Source organism: Amycolatopsis ponsaeliensis, from assembly GCF_030182635.1.
GTDB lineage: Bacteria > Actinomycetota > Actinomycetes > Mycobacteriales > Pseudonocardiaceae > Amycolatopsis > Amycolatopsis ponsaeliensis.
Genome location: NZ_JAPZLD010000005.1, coordinates 297,002 through 315,527 on the forward strand (window position 1 = coordinate 297,002; position 18,526 = coordinate 315,527).

Here is an 18,526-nt window from a genome sequence, read left to right on the forward strand (position 1 = left end):
CGGCGGGGTGTCGATCGCACCGCTGGGCGGCGGCTGATCCACCGGCGGGTCGCAGCTGCAGGATGTCATGTACCCGATCTTGCCGCAGCAGGCGGCCGGATCGAGGTGAGGCATGCCTTTGGCGAGACTTGCCCGGCGTGACGCCGAGATGGCGACGGTAGTCGACGCCCACCGCGGTGGGATCAGCGGTTCCCGATGCGGTCGGGAGCGATGCGGATACTGACGCGTGCGTGGTCGCTGTCGGCGGTTTCGTCCACCTGGTAGTTCGTGACCAGCGGGAGCGCGGCGGCCGAGCCGCGCCAGCCGTCCGGGCGCCGATCGCCGTGAGGATCGCCGGGGTGGTGGCCGCTGGTCCGCCGCCAGGGCGCGCGCAGATGGTGGGCGATGTCGACCAGCCCGGCGCGGCGGGCCCGTTCCAGTGCTCGCCGGTCCAGCAGCGGCTCGGCGTCCGGGTCGTCGTTCCACTCGATCTGGAACTGCTGATGCGGCAGGCCACGCTGCTGGTCACGGTAGGGCTCGGGGTCGTAGAACGGGCCGTGCTGGTCGGGCAGCGCGGGCTCACGTCCGGCGGCGTTGAAGTCGGCGCCGAGGAAGGTGATCAGATTCGGGTTGCCCAGCCCGGCCATCGCCAAATAGCCGGCCTCGGTGAGGCGGCCCGCCGGATCGGCGGGGTGCAGCTGGGTGGTCGCCACCCGGATTGGTGCCGCGGCGCCGATGTCGAGCACGGCCATGCCCAGGCCGTGGTGCCACTGCCAGCGGCTGTACTCCTGCCAGGACTCCACACTCGCCGAATCTGGACGCCACAGGACTCCGACGTGGCAGAACGACGGGGCGTAGGCCAAACGCCCGACCATGCCGAGCTGGTCGCAGAACTCCGCGAACGCGCGGGCCAAAGCGGGATCGTCGGGGTCGCGGGTGGCGTGCCAGAACTCCTGCACGCATAGCACGTCCGGCGCTGCGGCCCGGATCGTCTCGCGTTCCCGCAGTTGCCGGTCGGCGTCGATAGGAGCCTTGTTGTAGTCGAACAGGTTCGCCGTGCAGAGCAGCACTATGCGGACTCCAGCGATTCGGCCAGGGCGTGGGTCTTGCGGGCGAGGGCGTGCATCGCGGAGGTCTGGTCGAACACGATGCTGCGCTGCCCGAACAGCCAGGCCACCAGCGCCGCGGCCGCGTGCAGCGCGGCGGTGGGCTTGGCCTGGGCGGCGGCAGCAACGAAGGAGGCGTCTTCGCTCGGCGTGATCCCCATGGTGCCGACCTGGTCGAGTACGTTCAGCGCGTCGGGCCAGTGCTGCGGGGCGCACAGTATCCCCAGCAGCGGACGTGCCCCGGCGATCCAGGTGTCTCGGTCCGGGACGTGGCCTGTCGCCTTCAGCCATCCACGGCCCACATCGACGACGTGCGCCACCATCGTGCCGGGGTTGAGCGTGAGCGTGGGGCGCGCCGCCACCTCGGCGCACAGCTCGGCCCAGTCGCCGATCAGCGTCTGCACTTCCTTGGTCTTGCGCGCCACGGTCAGGCGCAGCTCGGCTTCCTTAGCCGTTTCGCCGGGGCGCTGGGGACCGAACTTGTCTAGCGGGACGTCGAAGCCGCCGTCGCGCATGTAGTTGAGGTAATTCAGCAGAAACTGCCACGCATCGACCTGCGTGGCGACAGCCACGCGGTCTTCGAGCGCTGTGGGCGCGGCCGCCGAGCCGGTCCGCACCGGTGCAGTCGCGGCCTTCCGGGCGCGTCGGCGCGCCTCCTTCGCCAAGCCGTCCGCCTTGCGCCGCTTACCTTTGGTCACAGCCGTCCATCCTCCCGATCGCGCACAGCGATCACCGTACGGCGTCCCGCCGATGCCACCGCAACCAGTCAGCCGCACCGGGAACCGCGTTGACAGGGCGGACTTGACGAATGCACGTCTTAGGTGGGGTCGGGTGAGATGCCGTCGTCGCACATCACGATTGCCCCGCCACCGGGCACGGCGCACTTCATCGAAGTGGCCTCCCGGATCGCGGCGGCGACCGCGTCATCCGCTGACAGCCTGCCCCCGGCGATCGCGAGGAGACGTCGCCGATCCGCGTCATCGAAGGTGGAGCCGGCCAGCTCGTGGCTGGCCACGACGTCGTTGACGATCTGTTCCGACGTCAGCCGTTCGAGCCCTTGCACCATCTCCCACCTGCATATTCTAGTCCAGCGACTCGTCATCTGCCCACGCGCCGCCCGGCTCGGAAGGGGCACGCGTCCACGGTCGAAGGTGGTTGGCGGATCATGATCAGGCAGCCCGCTGGACCGTGCGCGGCTCGTCGGCTAAGTCGGCGACGGAAACGCAGACACCTCGGTGACAGCGTTGATGTACACCGTCCCCATCAGCGGAGGGTTCTCCAAGGCCATCGCGGCGAACACGTCACGAACCTTGATATAGGCACCCTCGCGGTGCTCGTCGGGAAATGCGCTGTTCGTTCCGGACTTGCCTGCGTGCCAACGGATCCGGGACAGCAACGCGGCCATCAGCCCGCGCTCGATGTCGCCGAACCGCCCGTGCGCCTGGGCGATCATCAGCCCGGCGACCGCGCAGTCGTCCCACGCCGGCGCGGTGCTTTCATCATCTCTGCGGATCGCCGCGGACATCGCGGCGAGAAGTTCACCGGGGCCGGGGGCGGGCACGATGTTCTGCTGCCCGGGTGTGTTGTTCCCGGAGTCTGTCATGCCGTTCCCCTTGTCTCGCAACGTGATTGTGCATCCGAACGCTAGCAGCCCTCGCGGCCGCTGCCAGCGTGATCGCGGCGTGCCCCAGCAGACCAATCCAGGGGCCCGGTGGTGTCACCCGAAAGAGTTCGCGTGGGCCGCCGCCTACCCTTCTCGGTCATGTCAACAGTGCTGGATCCGATCGCGCGCCGGCGCGTCGAGGGCATCCGCGCGGATCTCGTGCGGACGATGACCGACATTGACACGCTGACCACCGGTGACACATCGACGATCGAGGCGGCCCGGACCCGGCTGCGGGATGCGATCGGCAGTCTCGATGTCCTTGCCGACGAAGCGGTTGTCCGGGCCTGGATCTCCTGCGTGGGGCCGTTCTGGGCGCTGGGGACGGTTCCGTGGACTTCGATGGCCGACGTGTTCACCGCCGTCACCGGGAACAAGCTCACCCGTGACGGCCTGGATCGGCAGTTCACGACGCTGTTCGCGCACCACGCTCCCCGGCGACAGACCGTTCCGGCCCGCAACGTCGCGGGCGGCTACTCCGCGACTGCGCTCTGGGCGGCCACCACGCACTGGCACTTGAACGTGGGCCTTCCGCTGCCTGTCTCCGCCTGGCGCAGCTACGGCGATGTCGCCGCGGTCCTGGACCTCCTGCCGGCCATCGTGGAACACCGCGACGTGGCCACCACCCGCAAGCAGTTGGTGGCCGCCGTCCGCGCGACCGGAGGCCGCGTCTCGAAGATGTACGAGCTGCACGTGGCGGAGTTGGCGCGCGAACACGTTGATGCGGCCCGCCACTGGGTCGCGGGCGTGGCGGGCAACTGACCGAGTCGCGGCCGCCGAGCGCCCTTCAGCTACCCACGCGACGCGACGGCACCGGCCTCAGCTGCGGCACCGCTGCGCGGAAGTCAGTACTTCTCCTCCTGCAGCATTCCGCGCAGCCGCGTCAAAGCGCGGTGCTGGGTGACGCGGACGTTGCCCGCCGAGACGCCGAGTGCTTCGGCGGTCTCGGTGGCCGACAGCCCGACCGCGATGCGCAGAGCCAGCACTTCCTGCTGCGCGCGGGGGAGCACCGCGAGCATCCGGCCGAGGCGAGCTCCGACATCCATCCATGCGCCTGCATCCGCACCGGGCCGCTCAAGCAGTGCCCGGCTGGGGACGTCGGCGATCGGCTTTGCGCGGTCGCGGGCGGCGGCGCGGACGGCGTCGGTAACCTTGTGGGCCGCGATCGCGTACACCAGCCGAAGGAACGAACCTCCGCGCTTGCGGTAGTTCGGCAGGATCTTGAGCACCGACAGGCACACCTCCTGCGCGACGTCGTCGGCGGTCAGGTACGCCAGGTCGCGCCCGCCGATGCGCGCGCGGCAGTACCGCACGACCAGCGGCCGCATCAGCTCCAGCACCGCCCCGACCGCCGCGGGATTCCCGTCCGCGGCGTCGCAGGCCAGCAGGTTGATGTCTGCCGCGCGCGCAGCGGTGTCCGCAGCCGGAGATACCCGGGTGGATCGGCTGAAGGAGCCCTGCGGCAGCACTTCGAGCGACCGCATCCGGAAGTCGATGGCGGTGTCCTCCGGCGATCGCCACTTGATCTGCAGCATGGTCCATTCCGGACATAGGTTCGCCGAGGCGGGCCCATTCCGGTCGACGACGGCCGACCGGCTCAGCCGGTCGTGAAACAGCACGAGGTCAGGGCACCAGGTCATCGCCGGGTAGACCACGTCGATGCGGCTGTGCACCAGCCGCGCGCTCGCGTGGCGGTCGAACGCGCTCTCGTGCGCCGGTAGCACCATGCCCGACCCGCCCCACCACCGGGCCGTCACCTCCCGCGCCGCCGCGTGCGCGTAGGCCAGGACCGCCTCGTAGATCGGCGTTGGGCGTGTCTCGGCAACCTCACTCGGCTGTTCCTCCATGATGATCAGCTCTTCGGCGAGCTGCTCATCATGTTCGTCGGCCGCCGCTGCGCGACGTTCCGGAATTGGGTCGGTGACCTGCAGGCAGATCGCCAGCAGCGGGCGAGCCTGTTCGATCCCGCTGTCGACCGCGGTGGACAGCCACGGCACCGCCTCGGCGTGGCGGTCGCGCGACATCTCCCAGATGCCGATCTCGAACGCGCGGTAGGCGGTCTCGGCCAGGTCCGCGACCGTCGGCATGAGCCGTCCGTGCGTGGCAAGGTCGGCTTCGTCGGCGGCGAGCGCGCGCTCCATGATCAGGTCGACGTCGAAGCGGTCCTCGCTGACGTCGCTGGTGTCGATGGTGGTGGTCACTGGTGCACCTCCGGAAGGGTCGTGCGGCGGCCGATCAGCAGGGGCGATTGCCTCAGGGTCTGCAGGCCGCGTTCCTGCAGGCTCTTCACGGCTTCCGCCGAGCAGGCCATGACGGACGAGACGGCCGCCAGCTCCCACTGCAGGCCGATGCGCAGGACGAGCACCTGCTGCTGGCGGATCGGCAGCTGCTTGAGCGCCGTGACCACCGCCATGCTGGTGAACAACCCGTCGATCCCGGGCGCGAAGTCCGGCATCGACATCACGCGATCGGCCGTCATCTTGCTGATCAACGCGTCATCGGTGAGGGGGACCGGCGTGCGCTTGGCCCGCTCGTCGAGCGCGCGGAGCTTGACGGTCTGGAAGAGCAGGCGTCGCGGTTCGCGCAGGACGCCCTTCTTCTTCCACTTCCGTGCCAGCTCGATGAACGCCACCTGCGCGACGTCCTCTCCGCTGGCGTGGTTGCCGACGATCGCGGCTGCCGACCGCACCGCCTCCAGGCGGTGATCGGCGATCACCGCCTGGAGCGCATGCCGGCTGAACGGGACCTCGGCCTGATGGGCGTACTGGTCCGCCGGCTGATCCGCGTCCTCGTCCTCGTCGGTGCCGGACGGACACGTCGAGCGGGACTTCGCGTCGCCGGTCATGCCGCCTCCGGCGGCTCGAGGCGCGCGGCCGGCGGGCCGAGCGTGATCGACCACTCGCCGCCGGTCTTGTCCCGGCTGAGCACATGCCCGGCCCGGCCGGACGCACTGAGCACTTGCGCGGCGTCGACGATCGTCGCACCGCGGTCGCGGGCGACCGAGCGGCGGAAGCGCAGCAAGGCGAGGTCGGCCAGCACCCTCAGCACACTACGAGGGCGCGGAATCCGGATGAAGTCCGCGTCGGGGTCCCAGTCCATGGGGCCTCCTTTCCTACTTACCCCCACACCGGCCCAGACCCCCGTCTGCGAATCGCTGGCCGTGAATATTCTTGAAAAATCTCGAAGATGCAGCTCAACGCCTGAAAAACAGGGGCTTGATCTGACGGCGAATAGCCGCGGGCTACACCAGCGACTGCCGGCCAGCGGTCGGCGAACCCCGCGTGGCCCCGCTCCAGAGCCTCCCTGAGCAGCTGGGCAGGGTGAACGGCGCCCGCGCCCGACCCGAAGACCATGACGGCTCGACGACGTCCCGGTTACGGGGTCGAGGGGCCGCGCGCAGCGTCGATGTCGGCGTAGCTGGGATACGCCGCGGCGAGGTCGGCCTCGGTCAGCGGTTCCAGCCCGATCGACCGGCGCCGCGCGTTCACTCCGGCTGCGTCGTCAAGGGGATACAGCCGGCATCCCGCGTTCGGGAAGCACAAGGACTGGGTGCCCCAGCGCTGCGGATGCCGTTGGTCGGTGGCGACTCGGTCGGCCAGGTATGCGTGGTCGCGTACCGCGATGACGTCCTCGGCGTTGACGGCGGCGGCGAGCAGCGGAAGCCAGCGGGCCCGGCGCTCCCGGGTGGTGTGCTGGGCGATCAGCCAGGCTGCGTGCGAGGCCGCCGAGCCCACCAGCTCCGTGCCGGGCCAGCCGACGCGGTCGACGGCGGAGGCCAGGAAGGCGGTGTTGTCCGCGTCGACCTCGGCCACCCGCTGCCACTGCCGCGGGGTGGGGGAGCGGGGATCCAGCTGGGCGCGGGCTGCCTGGTCGACCTCGGCGCGGCGCAGCAGTTCCCGGCGCAGCACCGCGAGGTCGCCGCCGGCGTCGATGTCGTCAGCCATGGGCAGAGACTCGCGCCGGATCGGGCCGCCGCTCGGCTTCCACGATGAGAGTTCCCAGCTTCCCGGGCTCCGGAGCGGCCTCGACGCGCGCGTGAATGTTTCCGAAGCCGTGGCGGCGCAACAACTCCGCCCACACGTCCGGCTCGTAGGACCACCGGTACACCCACAGGGGATCGGCCGTGAACGCGGCGCCGTACATCCCTTGGATTCCGTAGGCGCCGGGCACCGGCGGAGCGTGGGAGAACACCAGTTTCCCGCCGGGAGCCAGGCGCTCCCGCGCGAGCGGCAGCACCAGGGCGGGATCGAGAAACCAGATCGCGCCCCAGATCGAGTAGATCGCGTCCCACGTCCGGTCCGTCGCGGCCAGGAAATCCAGCACATCGGTGTGTTCGAAGCGGGCGCCCGCGACATGGCCCCAGCGGTGTCGCGCCTGCTCGCACTGCGTGCCGGACAGGTCCACGCCGGTCGCGGCGACTCCCCGCGCGGCGAGTGCCGCGACCGCGTCACCCCGTCCGCAGCCCAGCTCCACACTGGATCGGGGGTCGCCGAGCAGCTCGATCCCGGGCCCGTGGGAGGGGTACTGCGTCCACCTGAAGGTCGGCGCGGACTCGTCGTCGGCCGCGGCGTTGGCCGCGCCCAAGGCGTAGCGGTTCCAGTAGGTCGTCGTCATCGGCCGGCGTCGCCCAACCCGGCGGGACCGGCGGTGACCTTCTCGACGCGGGCCCGGCGGATCAGCACTTGCGAGGGGGCATCGAGGGCCAGGGCAGGGCAGTCGATGGAGGCGACCGGCTCGGTCGCGGCGTGGGCGCTCACGGGCGCCACGCTAGCGACGCCCACCGACGATTTCTGTCGCCCACGATCCCCGGCGTCACCTGATCAGGCAGCTCGTTGCGGAGAGGGAGCCGTTCTTGTCGGTGGTCCCGGCGACACTGGGCCGGTTGCCGACACCCCGCGGCGATAGGCCCGTGGAACCAGGAGCGCCAGTGATCAAAGAGTCCACCGCGACCGTGTTCGTGTTCGCCCAGATCGACGACGCCTGGAACTTCGGGTTGATCTACCACCCGCGGCTGAAGCAGTGGATGAACGCCGGCGGGCACGTCGAGAACGAGAACACGGCCGAAGCGGCGGTGCGCGAGGTGCTGGAGGAAACCGGCCGTCACGTCGAGCTGCTGCGGCCACCGGGCTTGCCGCTGCCGGCGGGCTACCCGGTCCCGGAGGTGGCGCGGCCATGGTGGATGAACGAGCTGGCCGTGCCCGCCGACGGCCACACCCCCGAGCCGCACATTCACGTCGATCACCAATACCTCGCCATCGCCCAAGACCCGATGACGACGGTCGCAACGCCGGAGCACCCGTTCCGCTGGTGTCGCGAGGCCGACCTGGACACCCTCGACATCATCGCCGACACCAGGATGCTCGTCGCGACACTGCTCCCGCAGATGACGCAGATCGTCGCAGCCCACGGCCGCGTCCTGCGCGCCGACGCCGCGCGGCCGACCGCGCAGCCCGCGCGGCGAGCCGTCTGATCAGCAGATACTGTCCCGTCGCGAAGTGGGAGCACCGGTGTGCCTATCCGTCGGGCCGGCCGCCGCAGTACGCAGCCCGCCGTTGACATCACTGACAGTGCCCGTCCGCCGGGCCCTCAGGCCGAAGCCACCGATCTTGGAACAGTCCAACTCGGGCCCGCGAGTAGCATGCGCGGGTTATCTCGATCAGGGGTGCGCTCATCCCGCCGTGAGCGCATGGGGGTGCTGGCGTTGGGCTGCGGCGACGGTGGCCATCACCAGTAGCGCGCATGCGAGCCTGCGGACAGGGTCGGGTGCGAGGGCCGCCGTTGCGGTTTGGGTGAGGACGACCTCGTCGAGGGACAGCTCGGGAAAAGGCAGCAGCGTCGCCAGAGAGGTTGGGTGCACACCGTCGACGTCCTTCTCTACAGGAAGGTACGGCGCGATGTCGGAACGCAGCGACAGTCCGTGGGAAAGCGGGGGCGGGCAGATCACGCCATGGACGGACTCGTCCTCGGTGAGCGCCGCGAGCGCGCCGGCGACGCGGCCAACCCGCTGCTTGTGCACCCACGCGCCCAGGGCCAATCCATGCTCGGCAGGCCCAGGTGCGCGGTAGCCGCAAGGAGGCTGGGAGTGCCCGTGCAGGGCTAGGAACTGCGTCAGCTCGGCGTCCATTTGATGCGTCAGCATGGCCTGGAGCCCGGACTCCATGCGCGCGTGTCCCGCGTCCCATTCCCAGGCGGAACCCAGGGTGTCGAGTTCGCGCTGCACCTGCAGGGGCAGGCGATGGTTGTCCTGTGCCTGGCTGTCAAGGTCAAGACAACGGACGTCGACGCCGGCCGCGTGCGCGGCAGAAATGACCTCGGCGAGGAATGAGTCGTCGGCATAACTGATGAGGACACCCAGCAGCGGCGTGACGCCACGGCGCCGCAGATCGATGGCACCCTGAGCGGTGAAGCGCTCGATGGCTGTCTGCACGCGGTTGAAGGGAAAACTCACTCCTGCTCCATGATGATCGTCGCTGTGATCGGGTGAGGATCGCGGAACTCAGCCGCCGACGTCGAAGCCGACGCGTTCGATGTAGAGGCGCAGGATGCCCGCATTCGTGAAAACACCGTCCAGGTCAAACGATGTGCCTTCACCCAAGGCTGGGTGCACGCGGGTGCCGGGATGCTTATTCATTTCAGAGAGGAATAACTTCCACGCGTCGCGGGTGCTGTCGCCGTGGTCAAGCGATTCATAGGCCTTGGTCTTGCAGCGAGCCAGCCACTCGTCAGGTCCTGGACCGGAGTGGTCTGTCATGGGATCGGATCGTACCGACGTGGTGCTGTTGGTCGCAGCGGCCCGTCGAAGCGCGCGTTCATCGTTGACACGCGTGCGCGTAAGCCACCGACCCGCAGCTGCCACCGTCCTGACCTGCCCGACCCCGGATCCTCAACTCGACCCACGCGGGTACCGTCCGATCAGCAGATACGGCCCGGCGTGAGGGAGAGCACGGGGATGCCGACCGTCCATCCAGCCGCCGCAGCACGGCCTGTCGCCGTTCCCGCGGCGCCGGACCTGCGGGCTCACCCGCGTGACGACATCCTCGACCGCGTCGAGCGCGCACTGGATGTTCGGCTGGACCGGACGGCACCCGTGCGCAAACGCCGCTCGCTCGGCGCGGCCACCGACCGCGGCACGTGGATCCGCATCGAAGCCCGCCCGCTGGCGAAGATGGCCGGTCAGGGCTTCAACGGACCCGAAGCCGCGGCGACGCTGGCCGGCGTCGCCAAGCCCGCCTGGCACGCCAGTCTCGCCTGGACCGAGACCACCACGAGCCTGATGTGGCGGGCCGACGAGTCCGATCTCGTCACCGACGCGCCGATCAAGCCGGGCGGCATCCTCACCACCGACCCGCAGCTGCCACCGACCTGGTGGACCGCACTGGGGAGCTCACTCGACGCGCTCGCTCAGGCTCACACCACGCGGGTCGCCACCTTACACACGGTTCTGATCAGCCAAAACCGAGTGGACGAGGAAATCCGGGACGCCTTCGGCCCCGGCCTGAACACCACGATCGAGCGGTGGGTCTCCGCGCACGCCGACTTCGCCTGGACCAACCTGACCGGCCCGGCGCTGGCGATCCTCGACTGGGAAGACTGGGGCCTGGCGCCCCGGGGACTCGACGCGGCGATGCTGTGGTCCGCGTCCCTGGCCGTGCCGGGTCTGGCCGAGCAGGTCCACGCCCTTCGCCAGAGCGACCTCGACAGCCGCGACGGGCATCTGATGCAGCTGCTGTGCCTCGCCGCCATCCTGCGGACACCGGCCGGCGCGCACGAACCGCGGCTCGATGCCGCCCGCGCGGCCGCGGACCGATTGCTCCCCGCAATGCGGCCCTGAACCGCCACGATCCACACCGAGCCCGACTTCCCTGATCGCAACCCTCGGCGGCTACCGCCGCTGCGACGTTTCCGCCGGCGAGTGACCTTCTACGATGCCGGGATGGGAGCGCGGTGATGCACGGCCAGGACACGCACGTCGGGTTGCCGTCGTTGACGGTGACCGACCTGCGCGCGGTGAACCTGATCCTGCCCGCGCTCGAGCACGCCACCGTCACGGTCTCCGCCGCCGGCGGCGGAAAGCGGCACGTCCCTGAACCCAGCGACACCAGGCCGTACAACCGTGCGTGCCGCAACTCCCCAGATGGGCCCGGCGTCGCGGCGGTGCTGATCACGGTGCTGCCGGACGTGTGCAAGCGTTGTCGGCACCGGCTCGACGTCCCCGCACCGGTCGGCGCGCTGTGGGCTGTCGCGGTGCGCATCGTGGCGGCCCACGCCCGGCTCGGGAGGTTGCGTACCTCGACCCGCGCCCACAGCTGGTCCGGCTACGCCGCCGCGCTCGCCGCGTCCCCTCGCCACGAGAACCCCACGGTGACCGCGCTGCTGGACGCAGTCGCCGCACCGGATCCCGTCTACGGTGCTGATCAGGACCGGCTCGCCGAGGCGTGGGCGAGGATCGCCGCGGACTGGGAGATCTTCCTGGCCGACTACCGGCGGGCGTCGCCCGATGCCGATCTCACCGCCACCGCGTCGGCGGCCTGCGACGAGGTCATCAAGAACCCCGCGCTGCGCAAGGAAAGCGACCTGCTCTCGCGGATCGTCGGCGACGTCGACCGATGGAACCAGGCGCACTTCCTGGCCGGGCTGGTCCTCGAGGCCTGGAAAGTCGCACGCGGCCGTGGCGACACCCCCGACGGCTGCCGGGCCTTCGCCCTGGCCACCGCCGCGCAGCACCTCGCCGGCCGCGCGGTGCGGGACGTGTCCTTGCTGCCGGTTCCCTCGCACACCGCCTACGCGGGGGAGTGCTCGGTCGGCGCGTGGGCGGAGCGGGAGTTCGATCATCTCTGGCGCGAAGTCGCCACCGGCTGGGTCCAGCTGCTCGAAGACGTATACCGCGGGCCCGGCGGCCCAGGCAGTGATGATCAGCGGCTGGTCATGGTCGCCAACTGGCCGTTGACCCGGCCGGTGGACCGAGACCTGGCCTATCTCGCGCAGTACGAGCAGCACGGCCCGGCGGTCCCCGCGGGGCGGCGGCCACTGGTGGGGGACTACGGGCCGTGGGGATGGGAACCGGCGTGGTCGGTGGCCCTGGCGGTTCCCGCGTTCGCCGCCACCCACGCCGTCGAGCTCACCTCGCGGCGCCGCGATCAGCAGATCACCGTCGGACCGGTCCTCGCCGACGACCCGGCCAGCACGATCGAGCAGGCGCTCGCACTCGCCCGCACCGCGTACCCGTACCTGGTCGAGGACGCCGCCGCGGACGGCGTCCGAGCCCGACCGACCCGCGCGGTCATCCGCGCCCGCGGCGAGCGACGCCCCGCCCACGACAACGTGATCCGCCTGCGCCCGGCCCCGCACGTGTCCTCCGGTTCCCGGGACGAGGCGTGGGCGTGGTGCGAGGGGAGGATCAGCTGGATCCCCGACGACGGCGCCACCGAGACCGCGGCGGCCGCCGCGCTCACCGGCATGCTGGCGCGGATCTACCGCATCCCGCCGGTGCGGGTGCTGGTGGAAACCGGCCGGCGCCCGTCGACGTCGACGCACACACTGGCCGGGAACCTGGCCGACGTGGACCTCGCCCGCCGCGACATCGGGTTCCTCCCGCTCGGCGAGCACGCGGTGCTGCGGATCCCGCTGCGCCGGATCATCGCGATCATCGGAGACAACGACCGCGGTGAGACCGCCGAACTCGACGCTGGCTGGGAGCCGCACCCGCCCCCGGCCGACACGGATCGGCGCGCAGCCCGCCCGATGCCGTGACAGCGGCCCAGGGATCCTCGCGACGCGGATCTCGCGGCGGCTCCGGGGGTCACCCGGGCGTGCCCAGCTACGTCGGGCGTCACCGCTGGGTGCGGCAACTAGAGTCCTTCCTCATGGTCAGCGCCGAAGCGAAGCCCGGCTACTGGTCGACACTCACAGTGCCGGGCAACTGGACACGAGCTCCGATGGACTCACCACAGGGCATCGCGAGAACTGCGGCCGACAGCCGGCTGCTTGTACCCGGCTTCCTCCGGCTCGCGAACCGACGATCACGATGACCGCACATCGGATAGGCGTCTTCTACGACGGCACCTGGTTTGCCCACGTCAGCGATTTCTACGCCACCGAACACCTGCGACAGGCACGGATTTCGTTCGGTGGACTGCACGACGCGTTTCGGCAGTACGTCCATGTCTGCACCGGAGCTGACCTCGACAACTGCGTGATGACGGAGGCGCACTACATCCGCGGCCGCAGCACGACACCCTCGACCGTCTTTGACAACGTCCTCGACAACGCTGGCATCACACGCCACGACGTCGAGCTGGCCGACGGACGAGAGAAGGGCGCCGACGTCTACCTGGCCCTCGAGGTGTGGGAGCGCGCCACCACCACGCCTCTGGAGTTCGTCGTCCTGATCACCGGAGATGCCGACTTCGTTCCGCTCGTCACCCGCCTCATCAGCCGCGGCGTGAGGGTAGTCGTTCCAGTGATCAACGCCGTGGCCGATCGACCGACCTCGGGCCCCTCAACGCTGCGCACCGCCCCGCAACTGGCGAGCGCGACGAAGGACCACCCCACCTTCGACGAACTGTTCCTGGCCAGCGAGCACGATGACTACCCGCTGCGATACCCCTTCGTGCGCAACCCCTCATCGGCTGCCGCGCCGTCGACGAACCCGGCAGGCAGGTGGCGCGGGACGGTGACCGGCTGGCGCCAAGGACAGACCAGCGGTTTCATCACCGACAACCGAGGCGGCTCCTGGTTCGTCTCACGCGACGAGCTGCCCGACGGGTACGACAACCTGGACGTCGGTACACCGGTCTCGTTCACCGGCTCTCCGAAGCCGGCGCCCGGCAAGAAGTACCCGCAGGCGTACTCGATTCACATCGACTGATCCGTTCACCCCGCCGCCGTGCCCCCCGTGCCGCGGTGATCCCCGGGTGTCGCCGCGGTGGCGTCCGGCGAGGTGGCGTGCGGCGCTGTGTGGTCAGCCTGAGACCCTGTGTGCATGACCGACGACGCTGGCTTGGATCGTAGTGAGCAGGACGCGAGTCCGATGTGGACGTTGTGGAGCGCGGCATACGCCTACGCGCAGGTGATGCGCGACCTCATGGCGGCCAAACACGATCCTTCTGGGGAGCGGTCCGAGTACTTCGACGCGCCGACCATGCTCATCGCCTACGCGCTGGCGGCCTACGCCGACGAAAAAGGCATCGACGCCACCAGTCCCTCCGACCTGGCGGAACTGTCGGGAATGGAGCTGTGGGAGCGACTGGAAACTCCGCGCCTGCTCGCGTCGGTGTCGACGTTGTCACCGGACAACCGGGCGGTGATCCCCGCCGCCGGGGAGCCGGCGCACGAGCTGTTCTTCCGGATGAAGGCCGAAGTCGACCGCGCCACCAAACCGGGAGCCGCGCTGCCCGACGACCAGCGTCGAGCGAAGGCCCGCACCGGCGCCCGGACCTGGTACGAACGGGGCGAAGACGGGCAGGCTTTCGTGGCGAACATGCTGCTCACCTGCGTTTCCTCGGCCGATCGAGCTCGCGGTGTCACGTCATTGCAGGTCATCACCGGCAGGGCTGAAGGTTCTGCGCAGGAGCCCCTTCCACTCGTCGATCCGAATCCTCGGCCGTACGAGCTGTCCGAGTACATGGCCGCCGACGAGCCGTACCCCCCGCGTGAGAGCAGGCAGTGGGCGCTGCGCGTCGTGCAAGGCGCGATCAGCGGCCAGACGCTCCTGCTGCACTACCTCACCTCAATCCTTGATCGCCACATCGACATCCCGGATGCCCTTGCGGGGCCCCGGAAAGCCGGCGAGTCGGCGGAGGCCTACACGCAGCGTGAGCGCCTGGCGAAGAAGTTCGTCGACGTGCACCTGCAGCTCGCCGACCACGCACCCGACGTCGCCGAGGAACTGCTGCACCTGCGACCCTCGGACGCCCCAGACGCCGTCGAAGCGATCACCCGCGAGGCCCAGCAGTGGTGGACGGCCGCCCGATACGACGCCACGATCGACGATCTCCTGCCCTCGATGACGACGCTGCTGGACGGGCTGGTCGCGCCAGAACGACGGGGTGACGTGCAGGACCTGCTGAAGGTCGTCACCTCGACCAAGGGCCTGCCCCTGGCTCGTGCCCGGATCCGGATCACCGGAGCCGCCAATGAGCAGCCGTTCGAGGCCCTGCACTTGGCAGCGGCGCTCACCGCCGCGCTGTGGCAAGAGCCGGCCTGCGTCCCCGACCCGGACGCGGAATACCTCCGGCTGGCCACCGCGGCCCTGCGACTGTCGCAAGGCAAGCTCGACTCACCCCGAGCCGCATCGGCGCCGTCGCCCCAGCCGTCCACCCCGGCGCGGACAGCGGACGCCCGGAAGAAGGCCGCACGAAAGACAGCTCGGAAATCGCGGCGGCAGGGGCGCCGATGAAGGACGGGAACTGAGCCGCGCTCTACCTGCCCAGCGGCGAGGTCGTCCGACCACACCGCATCCTGATCACGGGCGCTGAGCTTCGGCGTAACGCCCGTGACGCTGTCGCGACATTGAGTAGTCCTACCGTGTCGGTGCAGCCCGCCGAGTCATACGCTCCGCAAGGTGAACAGATCGAACCTCCCCGCTGCCGATCCCGCGTCGATCGCGGCCGACGCCCGTGTCGTCCGACTGACGACCCGGCTGCTGATGCTCATCCCCGCGGGATTCGTTGGGTTCGTGGTGAGCAGCTTCCTGCTGATGGGCGCCGACTCGTGCCGTGCGGACTCGACGACGCTGCTCTGTTCGACGGCCGCGCAGTGGTGGATCGTGTGGCTTCCGCCGATTGGCGCGGCGATCGGTATGGCCGCTGGGGGAACTCTGGGCGCGGTACTCAGCGGCCGAGGCCGGCCGGTCGGTGCCGGGATCGCGCTGGGCTGGTGGGTGTTCGCCGCAGCCGAATTCACCACGTGGATCTTGCTTCGGAACTGAAGCCGCCTGCAGACCCGCACCCCGACAGCCGCGGGCAATGCCGCCGGAGATGACCGTGCTCGGGGCGACAGCACGTGACTACCGACCGGGCACCTTCCGTCCAGAGCGCTGCTTAGCCGATACGCTAACCGACATGGCGAGCACACCGCCGCAAGCGCGGACCGAGGAACTGGTCCGAGCCATGCGGGCGTTCGGGTCGGCCTCCCGGCTGGAGTTGCTGCGGGCCATGCTGGATCCGAGACAGCTCGACGCCGCGCCGGGTGAGGTCAGTGAACACGGTGTGTGCCTGGCACTGCTGGCGCGCACGGTCGGCATCGCCGGCCCGACCGCGCTGCAGCACCTGAGCAAGCTGGTCGAGGCTGGGCTGTGCGTGAAGACCGCCGACCGACGTGGCGGCGGGTTCACCTTCTACCGCCGCGACGAGAACGCCATCACGGACGTCGCCGACCGGCTCCGCCACGTGTGATCACCAGTCTCAAGCAACCCGCGAGCGGCTCACCACGCGCGCGGCGGGATCTGGTCAGTTCGCCGCGAGGCCGGTCTTCGGCGGGTTTCGCTCCAGCCAGGTCTTGGCATCTTGGTCGCCCAGCCTCGCGGCCATGTCGTACCAGTATCGGGCGCCCTCGATGTCGTCGGTGTCTTCGCATACCTCGCCGGCGCAGTACGCGGCCCCGGAGTCGCCTTGCTTGGCCGCGATCCCCAGGTGTTTGAGGGCCGCGTTCTCGCGACCTGTTCGTGCGAGCAGGAGGCCCAGATTGCACGCGCCATCGACGTCCCCGGTCTCGGCGACCCACCGGTACCACCGCTCGGCGTCACCATCACGGCCAAGTCGTTCAAGGGCGAGCGCGAGGTTGAAGGCGTCCACCGGGTCTCCGGCCTGCGCGCCGGGCTCAAGTCGCCGGACCTGCCAACGGCTGACGAGCCTGAGGGCTCGCCACCCTTTCACCACCTCGTCCACGCGACCCAGTATTCCGGTACCGCTGCTGCTCGGTGGTCCTGCACGTGCGGACTCCGCGACAGTCGACCTGGGCGGGTGGCGAATAGCGGGCTCCAGCAGAGTTGTTGTCGCTGGTCACAGGTCGTCCACGCCACAGCCATCGTCTCGAACGTGTGTTCTAATGGCGGGGTGTCAGGACTGAAGACGATCACGGTGCAGGGCCCGCCGGTGGTGGCGGCGGGGTTTCCCTCGCCCGCCGAAGACCACTACGACGGGCCGCTCGACCTGGACAAGCACCTGATCCGCAACCCGGCTGCGACCTACATCCTGCGGGTCACCGGCTGGTCGATGCGCGACGCCGGGATCAGCGACGGCGACGAGATCATCGTCGACCGCAGCCTCCGCGCCGCCGACGGCAGCATCGTCGTCGCGATCGTCGACACCGAGTTCACCGTCAAGACCCTGCGCACCCGCCCACCGCGGCTGGAACCGGCGAACCCCGAATTCCCGAATATTCCGATCCCGGAAGGCGGCATCGAGATCTGGGGCGTCGTGACGACCGTGATCCACCACGTGTTCCCGGGAGCGTCCGGTGCCCGGTGAGCAGGTCTACGCCCTGGTCGACGTCGACTCGATGTACGCATCCGTCGAGCGCGTATTCCGCCCGGACCTGCGCACGGCGCCGGTGATCGTGCTGTCGAACAACGACGGCTGCGCCGTCGCGCGCAGCCGCGAGGCCAAGGCCTTGGGCGTCGGCATGGGCCAGCCTTGGTTCCAGATCCGGGACCGCCCCAAATTCCGCACCGTCGTGGCGTTGTCGTCGAACTTCGCGCTCTACGGCGACTTCTCCGCCCGGATGCTCGCCGTCGTCGAGCGCCATACCCCGCTTGTGGAGCCCTACAGCATCGACGAGTGCTTCCTGCGGCTGCCCGCCGGCCGCGCCGGCGAGATCGCCGCGGCCCTGCGCGAGCAGATCGGACGGTGGGTCGGGCTTCCGGTGTCGGTCGGCATCGCCGGCACCAAGACCCTCGCCAAGGTCGCCACCAAGATCGCGAAGACCACCGGCACCGGCGTCCACGACCTGAGCACGACCAGCCCCACGGCCCTGCACGAGATCCTGGACTCTCTGCCCACCAAGGAGATCTGGGGCATCGGCGGACGACTGTCGGCCCGCCTGGCCGCCCACGGCGTCACCACCGCCGCGCAGCTGGCGGCCCTTGATCCCGGCTGGGTCCGCCGCTCCTACACCATCGTCGTCGAGCGGACCGTGCGCGAACTCGCCGGAACGGCGTGCCTGCCGCTCGAGCACACCCCGCCGCCGCGCCGGCAGCTGCTGCACTGCCGGATGCTCGGCCAGCCGGTGACCAGCGAAACCGACGTCGCCGACGTCGCCAGCTCCTACGCCCAGTCGATCGCCACGAAACTGCGCCGCCATCAACGCGCCACCAACACCCTGTGCGTGTGGCTGTCCACCGGCGGCGACTTCTACACCGGCCCCTCTCGCAACGCACAGGCCACACAGACCCTGCTCGCCCCGACCAGCGCCACCGTCCCGCTAGCGCGCACCGCGGCGAGGCTCGCCCGACGCCTGTGGCAGCCGGGCTACCAGTATCGCCGGGTCGGGGTGATGGCGCTCGACCTCGTTCCCGACCAGCGCCACCCCGGCCTCTGGATACACCCGGCCCGCGACGACGCCCTCGCGGCCACCCTCGACGCCGTCACCGCGCGCTTCGGCCGGGACGCGATCGGCCTCGGCCGGGCCGGGATCCGCCAACGCGCCGCATGGGCGATGCGCCAGCAGCGGCTCTCCCCGGCCTACACCACCCGCTGGGACCAGCTGGCAACCGTCCGCTGACCCACGTGAGATGAATCCGACGAACGACCCCCATCTGGACTGGCCGCTCGTGGGCTTC

General features: G+C 70.0%; 23 protein-coding genes. 10 read left to right on the forward strand and 13 right to left on the reverse strand.

Annotated features, from left to right (window positions below; genetic code table 11):
- Positions 1 to 182: 182 nt before the first annotated feature.
- From QQ657_RS10530 to QQ657_RS10545, 4 genes are all read right to left on the reverse strand, one after another.
- A complete protein-coding gene (locus tag QQ657_RS10530) occupies positions 183 to 1,049 on the reverse strand; it encodes an endonuclease/exonuclease/phosphatase family protein (protein ID WP_284741879.1) in 867 nt (288 codons plus the stop codon).
- Positions 1,049 to 1,783 (reverse strand): hypothetical protein, encoded by a 735-nt coding sequence (locus QQ657_RS10535; RefSeq protein WP_284741880.1) that lies wholly within the window; start codon positions 1,781 to 1,783, stop codon positions 1,049 to 1,051. Before QQ657_RS10535 ends, QQ657_RS10530 begins: the two co-directional genes overlap by 1 nt.
- 119 nt (positions 1,784 to 1,902) lie before the next feature.
- Positions 1,903 to 2,151, reverse strand: a complete 249-nt coding sequence (locus QQ657_RS10540; protein WP_284741881.1) for an antitoxin VbhA family protein — start codon at positions 2,149 to 2,151, stop codon at positions 1,903 to 1,905.
- Positions 2,152 to 2,289: 138 nt separating this feature from the next.
- On the reverse strand, positions 2,290 to 2,688 hold the full coding sequence (locus QQ657_RS10545; RefSeq protein ID WP_284741882.1) for a hypothetical protein: 399 nt from the start codon (positions 2,686 to 2,688) through the stop codon (positions 2,290 to 2,292).
- Positions 2,689 to 2,856: 168 nt separating this feature from the next.
- Between QQ657_RS10545 and QQ657_RS10550 the strand changes: the two genes are divergently transcribed.
- Entirely contained in the window at positions 2,857 to 3,510 is a 654-nt protein-coding gene (locus QQ657_RS10550; RefSeq protein ID WP_284741883.1) for a hypothetical protein, read from the forward strand.
- A gap of 83 nt (positions 3,511 to 3,593) precedes the next feature.
- On the opposite strand, the gene QQ657_RS10555 is transcribed toward QQ657_RS10550, so the two are convergent.
- From QQ657_RS10555 to QQ657_RS10580, 6 genes are all read right to left on the reverse strand, one after another.
- Positions 3,594 to 4,232 carry a sigma-70 family RNA polymerase sigma factor gene (locus QQ657_RS10555; RefSeq protein WP_434056729.1) on the reverse strand — a complete coding sequence of 213 codons (639 nt, stop codon included), beginning with the start codon at positions 4,230 to 4,232 and terminating at the stop codon, positions 3,594 to 3,596.
- A 713-nt stretch (positions 4,233 to 4,945) separates the two neighbouring features.
- Positions 4,946 to 5,593, reverse strand: a complete 648-nt coding sequence (locus QQ657_RS10560) for an RNA polymerase sigma factor (protein ID WP_284741884.1) — start codon at positions 5,591 to 5,593, stop codon at positions 4,946 to 4,948.
- Positions 5,590 to 5,847 (reverse strand): hypothetical protein, encoded by a 258-nt coding sequence (locus QQ657_RS10565; RefSeq protein ID WP_284741885.1) that lies wholly within the window; start codon positions 5,845 to 5,847, stop codon positions 5,590 to 5,592. Before QQ657_RS10565 ends, QQ657_RS10560 begins: the two co-directional genes overlap by 4 nt.
- Positions 5,848 to 6,122: 275 nt before the next feature.
- Positions 6,123 to 6,692 carry a DUF6624 domain-containing protein gene (locus QQ657_RS10570; RefSeq protein ID WP_284741886.1) on the reverse strand — a complete coding sequence of 190 codons (570 nt, stop codon included), beginning with the start codon at positions 6,690 to 6,692 and terminating at the stop codon, positions 6,123 to 6,125.
- On the reverse strand, positions 6,685 to 7,362 hold the full coding sequence (locus QQ657_RS10575) for a class I SAM-dependent methyltransferase (protein ID WP_284741887.1): 678 nt from the start codon (positions 7,360 to 7,362) through the stop codon (positions 6,685 to 6,687). Before QQ657_RS10575 ends, QQ657_RS10570 begins: the two co-directional genes overlap by 8 nt.
- Positions 7,359 to 7,505, reverse strand: coding sequence for a hypothetical protein (locus QQ657_RS10580; RefSeq protein WP_284741888.1), 147 nt, complete (start codon positions 7,503 to 7,505; stop codon positions 7,359 to 7,361). Before QQ657_RS10580 ends, QQ657_RS10575 begins: the two co-directional genes overlap by 4 nt.
- A 170-nt stretch (positions 7,506 to 7,675) precedes the next feature.
- Between QQ657_RS10580 and QQ657_RS10585 the strand changes: the two genes are divergently transcribed.
- Positions 7,676 to 8,218 (forward strand): NUDIX domain-containing protein, encoded by a 543-nt coding sequence (locus tag QQ657_RS10585; RefSeq protein ID WP_284741889.1) that lies wholly within the window; start codon positions 7,676 to 7,678, stop codon positions 8,216 to 8,218.
- A gap of 198 nt (positions 8,219 to 8,416) precedes the next feature.
- Here the strand turns inward: QQ657_RS10585 and QQ657_RS10590 are convergent, their stop codons facing one another.
- Both QQ657_RS10590 and QQ657_RS10595 read right to left on the reverse strand, forming a co-directional pair.
- Complete coding sequence (locus QQ657_RS10590; RefSeq protein WP_284741890.1) at positions 8,417 to 9,196, reverse strand: helicase associated domain-containing protein; 780 nt, start codon at positions 9,194 to 9,196, stop codon at positions 8,417 to 8,419.
- A gap of 48 nt (positions 9,197 to 9,244) precedes the next feature.
- Positions 9,245 to 9,499 (reverse strand): hypothetical protein, encoded by a 255-nt coding sequence (locus QQ657_RS10595; RefSeq protein WP_284741891.1) that lies wholly within the window; start codon positions 9,497 to 9,499, stop codon positions 9,245 to 9,247.
- Positions 9,500 to 9,697: 198 nt separating this feature from the next.
- Between QQ657_RS10595 and QQ657_RS10600 the strand changes: the two genes are divergently transcribed.
- The 6 genes from QQ657_RS10600 to QQ657_RS10625 all read left to right on the forward strand — a co-directional run bounded on the left by QQ657_RS10600 (position 9,698) and on the right by QQ657_RS10625 (position 16,142).
- The gene (locus tag QQ657_RS10600; protein WP_284741892.1) at positions 9,698 to 10,579 is read left to right on the forward strand and encodes a phosphotransferase; all 882 of its coding nucleotides are present in this window, start codon (positions 9,698 to 9,700) and stop codon (positions 10,577 to 10,579) included.
- Between the two features lie 116 nt (positions 10,580 to 10,695).
- Entirely contained in the window at positions 10,696 to 12,498 is a 1,803-nt protein-coding gene (locus QQ657_RS10605) for a hypothetical protein (protein WP_284741893.1), read from the forward strand.
- Between the two features lie 274 nt (positions 12,499 to 12,772).
- Complete coding sequence (locus tag QQ657_RS10610; RefSeq protein WP_091629493.1) at positions 12,773 to 13,615, forward strand: NYN domain-containing protein; 843 nt, start codon at positions 12,773 to 12,775, stop codon at positions 13,613 to 13,615.
- Positions 13,616 to 13,729: 114 nt separating this feature from the next.
- On the forward strand, positions 13,730 to 15,145 hold the full coding sequence (locus QQ657_RS10615; RefSeq protein WP_284741894.1) for a hypothetical protein: 1,416 nt from the start codon (positions 13,730 to 13,732) through the stop codon (positions 15,143 to 15,145).
- 165 nt (positions 15,146 to 15,310) lie between these two features.
- On the forward strand, positions 15,311 to 15,676 hold the full coding sequence (locus QQ657_RS10620; RefSeq protein WP_284741895.1) for a hypothetical protein: 366 nt from the start codon (positions 15,311 to 15,313) through the stop codon (positions 15,674 to 15,676).
- Between the two features lie 133 nt (positions 15,677 to 15,809).
- Positions 15,810 to 16,142: an ArsR/SmtB family transcription factor gene (locus QQ657_RS10625; protein WP_284741896.1), complete on the forward strand. Its 333-nt coding sequence runs from the start codon at positions 15,810 to 15,812 to the stop codon at positions 16,140 to 16,142.
- A gap of 54 nt (positions 16,143 to 16,196) precedes the next feature.
- Here the strand turns inward: QQ657_RS10625 and QQ657_RS10630 are convergent, their stop codons facing one another.
- Complete coding sequence (locus QQ657_RS10630) at positions 16,197 to 16,634, reverse strand: tetratricopeptide repeat protein (RefSeq protein ID WP_091629501.1); 438 nt, start codon at positions 16,632 to 16,634, stop codon at positions 16,197 to 16,199.
- Between the two features lie 168 nt (positions 16,635 to 16,802).
- Here QQ657_RS10630 and QQ657_RS10635 point away from each other — a divergent pair, with 168 nt between their 5' ends.
- Both QQ657_RS10635 and QQ657_RS10640 read left to right on the forward strand, forming a co-directional pair.
- On the forward strand, positions 16,803 to 17,216 hold the full coding sequence (locus QQ657_RS10635; RefSeq protein ID WP_091629503.1) for a LexA family protein: 414 nt from the start codon (positions 16,803 to 16,805) through the stop codon (positions 17,214 to 17,216).
- A complete protein-coding gene (locus tag QQ657_RS10640; protein ID WP_284741897.1) occupies positions 17,206 to 18,468 on the forward strand; it encodes a Y-family DNA polymerase in 1,263 nt (420 codons plus the stop codon). Before QQ657_RS10635 ends, QQ657_RS10640 begins: the two co-directional genes overlap by 11 nt.
- The last annotated feature ends 58 nt before the right edge of the window (positions 18,469 to 18,526 follow it).